This window comes from Agrobacterium sp. 22-214-1 (assembly GCF_053522465.1).
On record NZ_JBNWCK010000001.1, the window covers coordinates 1809849 to 1825241 of the forward strand.

Sequence of the window (15393 nt, forward strand, 5' to 3'; positions counted from 1 at the left end):
GCGGGAACCGGTGCGTTCCCATGATCCCGTCCCAATTCAGAGTAAACGGGCCCGAAGACAGGGGAGCAGGATTTGACGAAATGGCCTGACAAAGTGGGCGTGGTGATTTCGTGCCTGCTTCTTTATGCGCTTTTTGCCTCGCCTTTCATGACATTCCGTGCCAACCGGATCGTTCAGGGCGAGACACGGACGGTCTTCGAAGCTCTTCCGGGTTCGGCTGCAGCTGTTCTCGCCACCATCGTTCTTCTTTCGGCCTTCATCGCGTTTTTCCGCTTTCCTACGCGATTGAAGCTCGCATTTGCGCTGGTCGGTCTTGCTGCACTGGCCGTTTTCGTCGGGAAGGCGGCTTCTTTCCTCATGCCGGAGGGTAACGGTTTTGCCCGAGTTTCACCTGCCAGCGGTTTTTGGCTGATATTTGCCGGGCTGGCTCTGCTCGCCACGGATTGCATTGCGCGTCTTGAGCCGAAGCCCACAGCCCGGATTTTGTTGCTGATTGCGGCCATCGCCGCGCTCGCGGCCGTGCTGACAAGCGGCCTCTGGAACGACCTCTCCATCATCAAGGAATATACCGGCCGGGCCGATACATTCTGGACCGAGGCTTTGCGGCATGTGGAACTTGCCATCGGCTCGCTGATCGCAGCGACCGTGGTGGGCATTCCCCTGGGGATACTCTGTTATAAGGTCGAGCAGTTGCGCGCAGGCGTACTGAACAGCCTCAACATCGTGCAGACCATTCCCTCCATCGCCCTTTTCGGCCTTTTGATCGCCCCGCTCGGGTGGATCGCGGCCACTGTGCCGGGTGCCGCGAAAATCGGCATTGCCGGCATCGGCATGGCGCCCGCTTTCGTGGCGCTGTTTCTCTATTCGCTGCTGCCGGTCGTTTCCAACACGGTGGTTGGTCTTTCCGGTGTTTCGCAGGCGGTCCGGGAAGCGGCGCGCGGGCTTGGCATGACGCCGGTTCAACGGCTGCTGCAGGTGGAATTTCCGCTGGCCATGCCGGTCATCCTCACCGGCATCCGCATCGTGCTGGTGCAGAATATCGGCCTGGCGACGATTGCCGCCCTGATCGGCGGCGGCGGCTTTGGCGTTTTCGTATTTCAGGGCGTCGGGCAGACGGCGATGGACCTTGTGCTGCTCGGCACCGTGCCGACGGTTCTTCTCGGCTTTGCCGCCGCGATAACACTCGACGCCCTCATCGACAGCAATCTCCTCAGCGCAGGCGGAAGGCAAAAGGCATGATCGAAATCGACACCATCACGAAACGATATGGCGAAGCAGCCGTCGTGGATCAGGTATCGCTGACTGTCGCGCCGCGCACCGTCACCGTCATCGTCGGCACTTCCGGGTCGGGAAAGACCACCCTGCTGCGCATGATAAACCGGCTGGTGGAGCCGACCTCCGGCACGATCCGTATCGACGGTGAGGATGTCAGCGCGATACCCGGTTTCAAGCTTCGCCGCCAGATCGGCTACGCCATTCAGGGCCATGGCCTGTTTCCGCACCGGACGGTGGCCGAAAATATCGCGACCGTTCCGCAGCTGATCGGCTGGGATCGCAAGCGGATCGAGGCGAAGATTGAGGCGCTGATGCATCTCTTCCAGCTCGATCCCGCGCTTTATGCCGACCGTTTCCCGCATGAACTCTCAGGCGGTCAGCAGCAGCGTGTCGGTGTGGCGCGTGCGCTCGCCGCCGAGCCGAACATTCTTCTGATGGACGAACCCTTCGGCGCGCTGGACCCGGTGATCCGCGCCAAGGCCCAGAACGATCTTCTCGATATCCAGAAAAAGCTCGGCGTGACCGTGGTTCTCGTCACGCACGACATGGACGAGGCCTTTCATCTGGCGGATCGTATCGCCGTGATGGACAAGGGCCGCATTGTGCAGGACTGCCCGCCGGCCGAACTGGTGCTGAAACCGGCGACGGATTTCGTGCGCACCATGATCGGCGAAAACGAACGGGCGCTGAAACTGCTGTCCGTTCTCTCCGTTGCCGATGTCGTGGAGCCGGGAAACGCAGAGGGCGAACCGCTCACCGAGCATACAAGCCAGCGTGACGCCCTGTCGGCCATGTTATGGGCGGGGTGCGATGCCCTGCCGGTCGTCAGGGACGATGGGCAACCCGCCGGCCGGGTGCGGCGTGACGTTCTCCTCCAGCGTGCCGCCGGAGCCCCATGAAAAACGCCTTATCCTTCTTTGCTCTCGGGCTACTGGTACTGGCGCTGATCATCTTCCTTGCCGTGCCGCAGGTCTTCGCACCGGTGTTCCGCCCTCTCGTGCAGGCCAATGCACCCGCAATCTACACGCAGGCCAATCTGTTTTCCCTCACGCTGTCGCATCTAACCATCGTGGCGATTGCCACGGGGCTGGCCACGCTCACGGCGGGAGCGCTCGCGGTTCTCGTCACCCGGCCATTCGGGGCGGATTTCCTGCCGCTGTCGCGCAGCATCGTCAATATCGGCCAAACCTTTCCGCCGGTAGCGGTGCTGGCGCTGGCCGTGCCGATGATCGGTTTTGGCGAAAAACCAACGCTCATTGCCCTGTTTCTCTATGCGCTTTTGCCGGTATTCGAAAATACGCTGACGGGTCTTACGACCCTGCCCGCCACGGTGATGGATGCCGCGAGAGGCAGTGGCATGACCGACTGGCAACGCCTTGTCAAAGTGGAGTTGCCGCTTGCCCTTCCAGCCATTCTCGCCGGCATCCGGCTTTCGGCCGTCATCAGCCTTTCGACCGCGACCATCGGCTCGACCGTCGCGGCGCGTACCCTCGGCGAAGTGATCATTGCCGGCCTGCAATCCAACAATCTCGCCTTCATTCTTCAGGGCGGGCTGATCGTTGCGGCGCTGGCGATCCTGATTCACGCTGCCTTTTCCGCGATGGAAAAGACTGCGGCGCGCAAAACCGGGCACTGACACAGGCAAGCCCCCGCATTTTTATATTCCCGATGCCTGCCGCACATGGTAGGGGCTGACTGTCGAAACAGAAACATTCGAGGTTCGGGTGACACAGGCAATTGTCGTGATGGGAGTGAGCGGCTCCGGCAAGTCCACGGTCGCGGAAGCAGTGGCGGAAAAACTGGGCGTTGCTTTCATAGAGGGCGACAAGCTTCACCCGAAATCCAACGTCGATAAAATGTCCGAGGGTATTCCGCTGACGGACGAAGACCGCTGGCCCTGGCTCGATCTGATCGGCGCGGAACTGCGCAAGGGCAGCGAAAGCAACGGTGTCGTCGTTTCCTGCTCGGCGCTCAAGAAAATCTATCGCCACCGCCTTCGCAAGGCCACCGGCGGCCCGCTGGCTTTCGTCTATCTGGATGGCAGCCTGGAGCTTCTCAGCCGGCGCATGGGCGAACGCAAGGGCCATTTCATGCCGCTTTCGCTGCTTCAAACCCAGCTTGCCACGCTGGAAGTGCCGACGGGCGAACCGGGCGTCGTGACCGTTAGCATCGATGCCACACCGGAGGATATTGCGAATAACGCACTTTCCGGTTTGAAGACGGTGACGTTCTAAAATCCGAGCCTGTCGCGCAGGCCGTACCACCATGCGCCAAGCACGGTCAGCGGCACCCGGAAGGTCTTGCCGCCGGGGAACGGATAGTTCGGCAGCGAACTCCAGATATCGAAACGTTCGGCGTGGCCGGCAACGGCTTCGCCCAGTATCTTGCCGAGCAGATGGGTTGTCGTAACCCCATGGCCGCTGTCGCCATGCGAGAAATAGATATTGTCCGACAGCCTGCCCATATGCGGAATACGCGTCAGGGTCAGCGCGAAATTTCCGCTCCAGGCAAAGTCGATTTTCGTTTTTTCCAGTTGCGGGAAGGTTTTGAGCATGTTCGGGCGGATCACACCCGTCAGATCGGCCGGATCGCTGCCGCCATAACCGATGCCGCCGCCATAGAGCAGGCGATTGTCCGAGGTCCGGCGGTAATAATCGAGAATGTAATTGGCATCCTCGACACAATAATTGGCGGGCAGAAGAGCCTCAATCAGATCGGCATCGAGCGGCTCCGTCGCCATGACCTGGCTTGAGACCGGCATCATCCGGTCGCCGATTTCCGGCAAGAGTTTGCCGAGATAGGCGTTGCCGCAGACGAGGACATATTTCGTCTTCACGCTGCCTGTTGCCGTGCGCACCACGGGGTTTGCGCCCTGCTCCACCGCAATGACCCGCGAATTTTCGAATATGCGCGCACCGAGGCTTTCGGCCGCCGCCGCTTCGCCCTGCACCAGATTGAGCGGGTGGATATGCCCGCCGAAGCGGTCGATCATGCCGCCGGCATATCGATCGGTCTTCACATAGTGGCCGACATCCGCCTTCGAGACCATTTCGAGCCCGCCATGGCCGTGTTTCTCCCAATGGGCCTTATGGGCCTCCATCTCGCGGATCTGTTTCGGCGTGAAGGCGGCGAAGAAACCGCCATCGACGAGATCGCAATCGATGGCATATTTGGTGATGCGGTTGCGGATGATCGCGCCGCCTTCAAGCGACATTTCGCCGAGTTTCACCGCCTTGTCATGCCCGTAGCGGCCAGCAATGGTTTCGAGATCGCGGCTATAGCCGTTGACGATCTGGCCGCCATTGCGACCCGAAGCGCCGAAGCCGACGCGGACGCCTTCCAGAACGATGACGGAATAGCCGCGTTCACTGAGTTCCAGCGCGGCGGAAATGCCGGTGAAGCCACCGCCGATGATGCAGACATCGGCGTCCAGCGCGCCTTCGAGCGTCGGCCGCACGGTTTTGACATTGGCGGAGGCCGCATACCATGACGATGTGTGGCCGGGATTGGGAATATTCGTTACCTCAGCCATTTCACACCGTCCTGATATAGGCGTCATATTCGACGTCGGTTACACGCAGGGAAAATTCGGAAAGCTCCTGCTGTTTGCAGGCGGAAAACAGCGTGCGGTACTTCTGGCCGAGCGTCGCATAGGCAAAGCTCGACCGCGTGAAGCGCTGCAACGCATAGTCCCAGTTGGTGGGCAGCGGCTCGTGATTGATCGCGTGGCTGTCGCCGGCAATCGCGCCGCCCGGTTGGCGCTTCTCCTTCATTCCTGCCAATGCGGCGCTCAGGATCATCGCGACAACGAGATAGGGATTGGTATCGGCGCCCGCGACCCGATGTTCGATACGCGTCGCCGACTTGCTGGCAACAATGACGCGAACCGCCGCCGAGCGGTTGTCGATGCCCCAGGAGGCGTAGGTGGGTGCATGTTCGCTGGGTGTCAGGCGGCGATAGGAATTGGCATGGGGAGCGAAGATCGCCATGCTTTCACCCATGTTTTCCAAGAGGCCGCCGACCGAATGCATCAAAGCATCCGATGGGCCGTCCTCCCCGGCGTAGATGTTCCTGCCGTCCCTGTCGAGAACGGAAAAATGCACATGCATTCCGTTGCCGGCCTGCAACCCGTAAGGCTTGGCCATGAAGGTGGCATCGAGGTCATGCCGCCGCGCCACGCCCTTGACGATACGTTTCAGGAAGACGGCGAAATCGGCCGCCTGCAATGCATCCGGCACATGATTGAGGTTGATCTCATATTGGCCGGGACCATTCTCCCGCAACGTCGTATCGGCAAGCACACCCTGTGCGCGGCAGGCCGTGGCAATATCATGGAAGACGTCCTCGAAATCCTGCAGTTCGGAAATCGACAGAACCTGTGTCTGGCCCGTATGCCACCGACCCTCGCGGCTGTGCGGCGGACGAACAGGATCGAGCGCGGAGCGGACGGGATCGATCAGGTAAAACTCGAGTTCGGTCGCCACGACCGGCGTCAGACCGGCCTTTTTATAAGCGCCCAGAACCTGCGCCAGAACATGGCGCGGATCGCCATAAAAGCCGGTTCCATCCGGGTTTTTCATTGCCAGCAGAACCTGCGCCGTCGGGCGGCCAAGCCATGTCACCCGCGACAGCGTGCCTGGAACGGGGAAACAAAAACCGTCCGGATCACCCGTGCCTTCCGCAAGACCTGCGGCATGCACATCCCGGCCCCAGATATCCAGCGCATAGACCGACCGGGGAATGGCCATTCCCTTTTCAAGAACGTCGATTGCCCGTTCGCGCGGAATCCATTTGCCGCGCGGCACGCCGTTCGCATCTATGACGAAAGCTTCGAGAATTTCGATATCGGGGTTATCGGCGAAAAATTTCTTTGCGTTTTCAATATCATCCATCATGCACCAGCAAGCCGTTTCCATCTCGTTTCATGCGCAGCGAATTGCGCTAACGAAAGTCGTCCTGCTGCTGATAGATGAGAAACCTCGCCACCATGATGACGTTTTGCCCCTTTTCCCCTTTAGATCATTACATGATCTAAATTATATAGTTAGAACGGGATTTCAGGCGAAAACCGCTTACACTTTTCGCCATGCCGCTCCAGCATGCGACCATGTTACGTGGCCTGTCCCCGGAAGGCCAGCGGATTTAGCTATCAGGGATTGAACCTTTCCGGGCGATAGGCGTCGATGGCGATAACCGGCGTTTCGCCAAGCATGGTTTCTGCCAGCACACGGCCGGTGATCGGCCCAAGTGTGAGGCCATGGTGGGCGTGCCCGAAAGCAAACCACAATGTTTTATGGCGCGGCGCTTTGCCGATGATCGGCATCATATCCGGCGTGCAGGGCCGCGCACCCATCCACGGTTCCGCATCCAGCCGGCCGCCGAGAGGAAAGACGGTGCGCGCCACCCGCTCTGCCCGCTCGATCTGCACGGGAGATTTCGGTGCATCGCGTTCGGCAAATTCCGCGCCCGTCGTCAGGCGGATGCCCTTTCGCATCGGCGCGAGGAAATAACCGCGCTCGGCGTCGATCAGCCAGTTATTGAGCTTCGTGCCCTCCTGCGGCGCATAATGCATGTGGTAACCGCGTTTCACACCGAGTGGAAAGCGGTAACCCAGCCGTTCCGTAACGATATCCGCCCAGGGGCCAAGTGCCACGACGGCATGTTCGGCCTCGACCGCGCCGGTTTCGGTGCGCACCGTCCACCCGCTCACCGTCTGGCTGAGGGTGGAAGCATCGCCCCTGACGAAGCTTCCGCCGAGGCTCTCGAACAGCCGGACATAAGCGAGCGTCAGCGCATGCGGATCGCGCACCGACCAGGGATCGTTCCATTTCAGGCCGCCGACGAAATCATGGCTCAGATACGGTTCGGCTGCGGCAAGCTCCTCGGCGTCGAGTTTCGTATGGGAAATGCCATGGTCGCGCGCCAGACGCTCGGCGAAAGCAAAATCGGCATCCCGCCTCGCGGCGGTTCTGTAGGCCTCCATCCAGCCGTTCTTGACGATCAGATCACCGGCTTTCGCCTCTTCGATCAGGATATTGTGCTCCGAAACCGAATGCTCGATCAGCGGCGCATAGGCGCGGGCAATTGCCGCGTGGCGCGAGGCTGCGGAATTGTACCAGTAGCGGCCGAGAAAAGGCGCGATCTTCGGCAGGGCGGAGAGATGATAGCGGGCATCGATGCTGTTGTTCAGGGAATAGCGCAGCAACAGGGCGAGATCCTGCGGGAAGGCATAAGGCACGACGCCTTCTCTCTGGATCAGCCCGGCATTGCCGAAGGAGGTCTCCTCACCCGGTCCGCGCCGGTCGACCAGCACCACCGACTTACCCCTGCGGGCCAGTTGCAGGGCGATGGAGACCCCGATGATCCCTGCCCCCAAAACGATCACATCCGCTGCCATGGCAATCAATCCGTTTCCGCGTCACATGCCCCTCAACATGGGTCGGCATTTTCCGCGAAGCAACAGAAAAATCATCACCTTAACAGAAACAGCAATGCGACCTACTGGCTTATCGCCTTCGTTTTCATCGCCTCGATGTTGAAGGCGGCCGCCAGCAACGCCTTGGTATAGTCCTGCTGCGGGTCGGCGAAGATTTCCGCCGCCGGGCCGCTCTCCACCACCTTGCCATGGCGCATGACGATCAGATCGTTGGCGAGCGCCTTCACCACCTTCAGATCGTGGCTGATGAAGAGATAGGCGAGTTCGTGCTTGGCCTGAAGATCGCGCAGCAGATCGACCACCTGCGCCTGCACGCTCATGTCGAGCGCGGAGGTCGGCTCATCCAGCATGACGAAACGGGGTTTCAGCACCATGGCGCGGGCAATGGCGATGCGCTGGCGCTGGCCGCCGGAAAATTCATGTGGATACCGCCAGCGGGTGGCCGGATCGAGACCGACCTCTTCCAGCGCGGTGGCGACACGCGTATCGCGCTCATCGGCAGACAGAGACCGCTCATGCACCTTCAAGCCCTCGGCGACGATCTCGCCTACCGACATACGCGGGCTGAGCGACCCATAAGGATCCTGAAACACCACCTGCAACCGGTTTCTGAGCGGCTTCATCATTTCATAGGAATAGTGGTCGATCGACTGGCCGATGAAGCTGATACGCCCTTCAGACGCAATCAACCGCGAAAGGGCCAGACCGAGCGTGGTCTTGCCGGAGCCGGATTCGCCCACCACGCCCACAGTCTGGCCGGCGCGAAGGGTGATATCGATGCCGTCCACCGCCCTCACATGGTCGACCACCCGGCGCATCAGTCCCGCCTTGATGGGGAACCAGACCTTGATATCGTCACCCTGCATGACCACGGGTTTGCTGGCGTCGGAATGCGGCGGCTCGCCCTTCGGCTCTGCCGCCAGAAGATGGCGCGTATAAGCGTGCTGCGGATCGGTAAAGACCTGCTCCACAGTGCCGGTCTCGACGATCTTGCCCTTGGTCATGACGCAGACGCGATCGGCAAATTTGCGAACGATGCCGAGGTCGTGGGTGATGAACAGCATGGACATGCCGTGCTGCCTTTTCAGATCGCCGAGCAGCTCGAGAATCTGGGCCTGAACCGTCACGTCGAGCGCCGTCGTCGGTTCGTCGGCGATCAGCAGTTTCGGCCGGTTGGCGAGCGCCATGGCAATCATCACGCGCTGCCGCTGGCCGCCGGACAATTCGTGCGGATAGGCCTTCAGGCGCCTTTCCGGTTCTCGGATACCCACCTGCAGCAAAAGTTCCAGCGTGCGCGCCCGCGCCTGCGCCCCGGTGATTTTCTGATGCAGTTCCAGAATCTCGCCGATCTGCCGCTCGATGGTGTGGAGCGGGTTGAGCGAGGTCATCGGCTCCTGAAAAATCATGGTGACGTCGTTGCCGCGGACCGCGCGCAGGGAGCGTTCCGGCAAAGTCAGCATATCCTTGCCGTCGAACAGGATTTTTCCCGAGGGATGGCTTGCCGCCGGATAGGGCAGCAATTTGAGAATGGAGTTCGCCGTCACGGACTTGCCGGAACCGGACTCGCCGACGAGGGCGACGACCTCGCCCGGCTTCAGATCGAAGGAGACGTGGTCGACAGCGATGCTCGTCGCACCGCCCTGATGAAAGGCGACGGAGAGATCGCGGACGGAGAGAAGCGGTTGGGTCTTTGTTTCCGTCATGGCGATCACCGGAACGTCTTGCGTGGATCGAAGGCGTCGCGCACCGCTTCACCGACGAAAATCAACAGCGACAGCATGATGGACATGGTGAAGAAGGCGGTGAGGCCAAGCCAGGGGGCCTGAAGGTTGTTCTTGCCCTGCGCGATCATCTCGCCCAGCGACGGCGATCCCGGCGGCATGCCGAAGCCGAGGAAATCGAGCGAGGTGAGCGTCGTGATCGAACCGGAAAGGATGAAGGGCAGGAAGGTCAGCGTCGCCACCATGGCGTTTGGCAAAAGATGCCGGAACATGATTGTCCAGTTGCCGACGCCAAGCGCACGGGCGGCGCGGACATATTCGAAGTTTCTGGCCCGTAGGAATTCCGCGCGCACGATGCCGACGAAACCGACCCATGAAAAAAGCAGCATGATGCCGAGCAGCACGAAGAAGCCCGGCGGCAGGATGGCCGCGATGATGAGCAGGATGTAGAGCACCGGCATGGACGACCAGATTTCGATGAAACGCTGCAACAGCAGGTCCGTCCAGCCACCGAAATAACCCTGGATCGCGCCGGCGGTAACGCCGACAAGGGCCGACGCAATGGTCAGCGTCAGGCCGAAAAGTACGGAAATGCGGAAACCGTAGATCATCCGCGCCGTGACATCGCGCGCCTGATTGTCGGTTCCGAGCCAGTTGAGATTGCCAAGCGTGCAGCCGGGATCGGCATCGCCCTGCGGGTAAGCCGAGCAGCGATCCTTTTTATCCATCAGCCAGAAGGGCGCGGTGGGCGCCGAATGGGGAATATTGGAATTGACCGTCTGATAGGAGTAGCGGATCGGCGGCCAGATCATCCAGCCATTGGCGTTGATCTCATCCTGAATGAAGGAGGATTTGTAGTCGGTCTGGGCAAGGAACCCGCCGAATTTTTCCTCCGGATAGTCGACCATGACCGGCACCAGTAACTCGCCCTTGTAGGAAGCGAGAATGGGTTTGTCATTGGCAATGAATTCCGCAATCAGGCTCAGGAAAAACAGGATCAGGAACAGCCAGAAGGACCAGTAACCGCGCCGGTTTGCCTTGAAATTCTGCCAGCGGCGTTTGGTGGTCGGCGAAAACCACGGGCGCTTCGGTTTTACCGGCGTTTCCGTTTCGGCGGTATGGGTAAGCGTCATCACACGTCCCTCCGCTCGAAATCGATACGTGGATCGATCCATGTGTAGATGAGGTCGGAAATCAGGCCGACGACGAGACCCATCAGCGAGAAGATGAAGAGCGTGCCGAAGACGATCGGGTAATCGCGATTGACGACCGAGAGATAACCGAGGCGGCCGAGACCGTCGAGCGAGAAGATATTCTCGATCAGCAGCGAGCCGGTGAAGAAGGCCGAGATGAAGGCGCCCGGAAAACCGGCGATCACGATCAGCATCGCGTTGCGGAAGACATGACCATAAAGAACCCTGCGCTCGGTGAGGCCCTTGGCGCGGGCGGTGACGACATATTGCTTCTTGATTTCGTCGATGAAGGAGTTCTTGGTCAGAAGCGTCGTCGTCGCGAAAGCCGAGAGCGACAGTGCGATGAGCGGCAGGGTCAGGTGCCAGAAGTAGTCGATGATCTTCTGCCACCAGTTCAGCTGATCAAAATTATCCGACACCAGACCGCGCAGCGGGAACCAGTCGAAGAAGGACCCGCCGGCGAAGAGGACGATGAGCAGAATGCCGAAAAGGAAGCTCGGCACGGCATAACCGATGATGATGATGCCGGAGGTCCAGACATCAAAGGTCGAGCCGTCGGACACGGCTTTCTTGATGCCGAGCGGAATGGAGATGATGTATGAAATGATCAGGATCCAGAAGCCGAGCGAGGCCGAGACCGGCAGCTTGTCGATGATGAGATCGATCACCGACGAATTGCGGAAGAAGCTGTCGCCGAAATCGAAGCGGATATAATTCCACATCATTTCGAGAAAACGGGTGAGCGGCGGCTTGTCGAAACCGAACTGTTTTTCGAGCTTCGCGATCAGTTCCGGATCCAGACCCTGCGCACCGCGATATTTCGAACCGCTGTCATCGAAACCGCCGGACTGGCCCATAAGATCGCCGCCGCCCGAAAGCCGGTCGGAGGCGCTATCGCCCTGCCCGGTCAATTGCGCGACGACCTGTTCCACCGGCCCGCCCGGCGCGAACTGGATGACGAGAAACGAAATGCCCATAATGCCGACGATGGTCGGGATCATCAGCGCCAGACGTCTGAGGATATAGGCGCCCATCAGCCTCTGCTCCCGGCCGATACGTCAGCGGTCTTCGTTTCTGTCAAACCCGGTCCTTTCCTGAAAGCGCTGCCTGCGCTTTGAGCGATTCGTCTCGCCCTATGTGAATCAAGCCTTCGGCGCGAAAGCAAGGCCAGCGTCAATTCGCGGCCTGACTGGACCACCATGCATCGGGAAAACCGACACCATATTGGGGCAGGTTTTCCGGACGGATAAGCGTGTTCCAGTAGGCGATGAACATCTCACCGCGATAGAATTGCGGGATGACATAGCTGTTTGCCAGAAGCACCCGGTCGAGAGCGCGTGCGGCGGCCACCTGTTCACCCCGGTTGGGCGCAAATATGACCTTCCTGACCAACGCATCGACGGCCGGGTTCTTGATGCCGGCAATATTATTGGACCCTTGCCGGTCGGCGGCGGCCGAGCCCCAGAAATCCGCCTGTTCGTTTCCGGGGTTGGCCGAAGTCGCCCAGAGCTTGACGATCACGTCATAATCGAAGCTGCGGGTGCGGTTGGTATATTGCGAGGCGTCGACTGTCCGGATCGTCGCGTTGATGCCGATCTTCTTGAGGTTCTGGACATAGGGAAGGATGGTTCTTTCCATGCCGGCGGAATCGATCAGAAACTCCATATCGAGCGGCTGTCCGGTTTTGGCATTGACCATGCGGTTGCCGCGCAGCTCGTAACCGGCTTCCTTCATCAGCTTGACCGCCTCGCGCAGATTGTCACGCTGCTTGGTGGGGTCGCCTGCCACGGGGTTGCGATATTCTGTCGTGAAGACCTCCGGCGGAACCTGATCCTTCAGTTCCTGAAGGATTTCCAGCTCGCGACCGGTCGGTAGGCCGGAAGAGGCCAGCTCGCTGCCCATGAAGAAGCTGTTGATGCGCTGGAACTGGCCGTAAGCCAGCGTGCGGTTCAGCTCCTCGAAATCGAAGGCGTAATTGAGCGCCTTGCGCAGGTTCGGGTTCTGAAACTTTTCACGGCGCATGTTCGGCACGAAGGCCTGCATGATACCGACGGAGCGATAGATATTCGGCAGTTCTTCCTTCTTGACGCGGCCCTCCTTGACGGCCGGAAAATCATAACCCGTGACCCAGCGGCTGGAGGAGGCTTCCTGGCGGAAATCGACGGTGCCGGACTTGAAGGCCTGGAATTCGACATCCTGATCGGCGAAGAAGGTGTAGGCGATGGTTTTGAAATTGTTCATCCCCACATTCACATTGACGTCCTTGCCCCAGTAGTCGTCGCGGCGTTCGTAAGCGATTGTCGAGCCGGGAGAGACTGAGGCAATCTTGTAGGGGCCAGAACCCATGACCGGCTCCAGCGTGCCGCGCGATATATCGCGCGGCTTGCCATCCGGGCCGGCGGCTTCCCACCAGTGCTTGGGAACGATCAGCAATTGTCCGACAATCTGCGGCAATTCGCGATTGTTCTTTTCGTCGAAAGTGAAGGTGATGTCCCTTTCGCCGCTCACCTCCGCCTTGGTGACATGGGTGTAATAGGTCGCCAGCTGCGGGCTCAAATCCTTGGCCTTTTCGAAGCTGAAGACGACATCCTCCGGTGTCACCGGCTTGCCATCGGCCCATTTCGCCTCGGCACGCAGCCGGAAGGTGGCTTTCGAAATATCGTCAGGGTAGCTCACGCCCTCGGCCAGAAGACCGTAGGAGGCCGACAGTTCCTCTTCCGTCGATTTCATCAATGTATCGAAAACGAGCGAAAGGCCGGTCGCCGCCTCCCCCTTGGCAAGCAGCGGATTAAGGGTATCGAAGGTGCCCGCCGTCGACAGGCGAAGGGTGCCGCCTTTCGGCGCCTTGGTGTTCACATAGTCGAAATGATCGAAGCCATCGGGATGCTTCAGTTCCCCGACCGTCGAAATACCCTTTCGCCACACATCCGCAGACTGGGCGGAAGCCGCCGCCGGTATCAGCAGGGCGGATGCCGCAAGAGCGATGAGGAAACGGGATTTCAATGGCGCCAATATCATTCGGGAAGTTCCCTGTTTTAGTGTTTGTTGAAGAGAGCATAAAACAAAGATTGTCAAAAAACAGATGCGCTGGCTCACAAGCTCTTTATCGGCGTCTTTATCCCCGCGCTTTGCGTGATGCGGGGCGAAACATGGTTTCAACAAAATCCCGTTCCAGTTTATCTTAAGGGGAAGAGAATCATCTGATCGGACGGGCAAGACTATATGACGGCGGGATCATCGAGAGTTTTCAAGGCGGCCATGCTGGCGATTTCGGTCGTCTCCGCGCTGCAGTTGCAGATGGAAACCGCATCGGCCGAGGACAGGCCCGCGAAAGAAGTGTTCGGCCACATGGCGCTGCCTTCCGCCACGGGCTCGCAGCCGATCGGCTCCTATGCCAAGGGCTGCCAGTCCGGCGCCATCGCCATGCCGACGGACGGTCCCGGCTGGCAGGCCATGCGCCTTTCCCGCAACCGGCGCTGGGGCCAGCCGCAAATGATTTCCTTCCTCGAGCAATTTTCGCAGGATGCCCAGAAGATCGGCTGGCCGGGCCTGCTGCTGGGCGATATTTCCCAGCCGCGCGGCGGGCCGATGCTGACCGGCCATGCTTCGCACCAGATCGGCCTCGATGTCGACATATGGTGGCGGCCGATGCCGACCCCACGGCTGAGCGTGGAGCAGCGCGAAACCGTGCCTTTCATCTCCATGCTGGACAAGAGCAAGTTCCTGACGGTCGATGACCGCAAGTGGTCACCGCTCAATGCCCGGTTGGTGATGATGGCAGCAAGCTACCCGCAGGTGGAGCGTGTCTTCGTCAACCCGGCCATCAAGCAGAAACTCTGCCAGACATGGACCGGCGACCGCACCTTCATGGGCAAGATCAGGCCGATCTACGGCCATGACGAGCACTTCCACATCCGTCTCGAATGCCCGCCCGGCGCGCCCAATTGCAAACCGCAGGCGGCCGTGGGCAAAGGCGACGGCTGCGACAAGTCGCTTGCCTGGTGGTTCAGCAAGGAACCGTGGGCGCCGCCGAAAAAGGACCCCAATGCCAAGCCGGTGAAACCGCGCCCGGTCATGGTTTCCGATCTGCCCTCGGCCTGCGCCGCCGTGGCTGCCGCCCCTTCCGCCAATCCCGAGGGACTTGCAGCTCAGGCCTATTCGCCTGCTCCGGCAACGCGCCAGCAAAGCGTGGAACAGGTCATTCAGGCAGCCCCCACCCTGCAGCCACCTTCGGATATTCCGCTTCCCACCCAGCGCCCGACATTGAACTGAAACAGAAATGGGGCATTCAACAGCTTCCCTTTTCAAATGGCGGCAAGCTGTTATAGAAGGCTTCAAATCGATTTAATTCTTGATGGAACGGGCTGGGACCATGGAAGGACAACGCTGTATCGCGCTCATCGCTCACGACGAGAAAAAGGACGATATGGCGGATTTCGCCCGTCATCACCAGAAAGCGCTTGCCGGTTTCAGGATCGTCGCCACCGGCACCACCGGCGGACGGGTACAGGAAGCCTGTCCGGGTCTTGAAGTCATTCGCCTCAAAAGCGGACCTCTCGGCGGCGACCAGCAGATCGGCGCGATGATCGCCACCGGCGAGGTGGATATGCTGATCTTCTTCACAGACCCGCTGACGGCCATGCCGCATGATGTTGATGTGAAGGCGCTGACCCGGCTTGCTACGGTTTACGATATTCCCATGGCGCTCAACCGCGCCACCGCAGAAAATCTCATCGACTTCCACGTCGCCAATTGAACCTCCCAACAT

General features: G+C 60.0%; 13 protein-coding genes. 6 read left to right on the plus strand and 7 right to left on the minus strand.

The genetic code is table 11. The annotated features are described in order from the left end of the window. Positions 1 to 72: 72 nt before the first annotated feature. The 4 genes from ACQZ5G_RS09135 to ACQZ5G_RS09150 all read left to right on the plus strand — a co-directional run bounded on the left by ACQZ5G_RS09135 (position 73) and on the right by ACQZ5G_RS09150 (position 3509). Positions 73 to 1239: an ABC transporter permease gene (locus ACQZ5G_RS09135; RefSeq protein WP_448737140.1), complete on the plus strand. Its 1167-nt coding sequence runs from the start codon at positions 73 to 75 to the stop codon at positions 1237 to 1239. Next, positions 1236 to 2174: an ABC transporter ATP-binding protein gene (locus ACQZ5G_RS09140; RefSeq protein WP_448737139.1), complete on the plus strand. Its 939-nt coding sequence runs from the start codon at positions 1236 to 1238 to the stop codon at positions 2172 to 2174. The genes ACQZ5G_RS09135 and ACQZ5G_RS09140 overlap by 4 nt, the downstream gene beginning before the upstream one ends. Then, complete coding sequence (locus ACQZ5G_RS09145; protein ID WP_448737138.1) at positions 2171 to 2911, plus strand: ABC transporter permease; 741 nt, start codon at positions 2171 to 2173, stop codon at positions 2909 to 2911. Before ACQZ5G_RS09140 ends, ACQZ5G_RS09145 begins: the two co-directional genes overlap by 4 nt. 109 nt (positions 2912 to 3020) lie before the next feature. Continuing rightward, positions 3021 to 3509 carry a gluconokinase gene (locus ACQZ5G_RS09150; RefSeq protein ID WP_448737589.1) on the plus strand — a complete coding sequence of 163 codons (489 nt, stop codon included), beginning with the start codon at positions 3021 to 3023 and terminating at the stop codon, positions 3507 to 3509. On the opposite strand, the gene ACQZ5G_RS09155 is transcribed toward ACQZ5G_RS09150, so the two are convergent. The 7 genes from ACQZ5G_RS09155 to ACQZ5G_RS09185 form a co-directional block, all read right to left on the minus strand. Then, positions 3506 to 4807 (minus strand): NAD(P)/FAD-dependent oxidoreductase, encoded by a 1302-nt coding sequence (locus tag ACQZ5G_RS09155; RefSeq protein WP_448737137.1) that lies wholly within the window; start codon positions 4805 to 4807, stop codon positions 3506 to 3508. The two genes, ACQZ5G_RS09150 and ACQZ5G_RS09155, sit on opposite strands and share 4 nt — an antisense overlap. Before the next feature lies 1 nt (position 4808). Further along, complete coding sequence (locus ACQZ5G_RS09160; protein ID WP_448737136.1) at positions 4809 to 6170, minus strand: glutamine synthetase family protein; 1362 nt, start codon at positions 6168 to 6170, stop codon at positions 4809 to 4811. 254 nt (positions 6171 to 6424) lie between these two features. Further along, the gene (locus tag ACQZ5G_RS09165; RefSeq protein WP_448737135.1) at positions 6425 to 7672 is read right to left on the minus strand and encodes an NAD(P)/FAD-dependent oxidoreductase; all 1248 of its coding nucleotides are present in this window, start codon (positions 7670 to 7672) and stop codon (positions 6425 to 6427) included. Positions 7673 to 7773: 101 nt separating this feature from the next. Continuing rightward, the gene (locus ACQZ5G_RS09170) at positions 7774 to 9414 is read right to left on the minus strand and encodes an ABC transporter ATP-binding protein (protein ID WP_448737134.1); all 1641 of its coding nucleotides are present in this window, start codon (positions 9412 to 9414) and stop codon (positions 7774 to 7776) included. Positions 9415 to 9419: 5 nt separating this feature from the next. After that, positions 9420 to 10565: an ABC transporter permease gene (locus ACQZ5G_RS09175; RefSeq protein ID WP_448737133.1), complete on the minus strand. Its 1146-nt coding sequence runs from the start codon at positions 10563 to 10565 to the stop codon at positions 9420 to 9422. After that, entirely contained in the window at positions 10565 to 11659 is a 1095-nt protein-coding gene (locus ACQZ5G_RS09180) for a microcin C ABC transporter permease YejB (protein WP_448737132.1), read from the minus strand. The genes ACQZ5G_RS09175 and ACQZ5G_RS09180 overlap by 1 nt, the downstream gene beginning before the upstream one ends. A 139-nt stretch (positions 11660 to 11798) precedes the next feature. Beyond that, the gene (locus tag ACQZ5G_RS09185) at positions 11799 to 13643 is read right to left on the minus strand and encodes an extracellular solute-binding protein (RefSeq protein WP_448737131.1); all 1845 of its coding nucleotides are present in this window, start codon (positions 13641 to 13643) and stop codon (positions 11799 to 11801) included. A gap of 204 nt (positions 13644 to 13847) precedes the next feature. On the opposite strand from ACQZ5G_RS09185, the gene mepA reads away from it, so the two are divergent. Further along, positions 13848 to 14897 carry a penicillin-insensitive murein endopeptidase gene (mepA, locus tag ACQZ5G_RS09190; protein WP_448737130.1) on the plus strand — a complete coding sequence of 350 codons (1050 nt, stop codon included), beginning with the start codon at positions 13848 to 13850 and terminating at the stop codon, positions 14895 to 14897. Between the two features lie 100 nt (positions 14898 to 14997). Continuing rightward, on the plus strand, positions 14998 to 15381 hold the full coding sequence (locus ACQZ5G_RS09195; RefSeq protein ID WP_003524431.1) for a methylglyoxal synthase: 384 nt from the start codon (positions 14998 to 15000) through the stop codon (positions 15379 to 15381). The last annotated feature ends 12 nt before the right edge of the window (positions 15382 to 15393 follow it).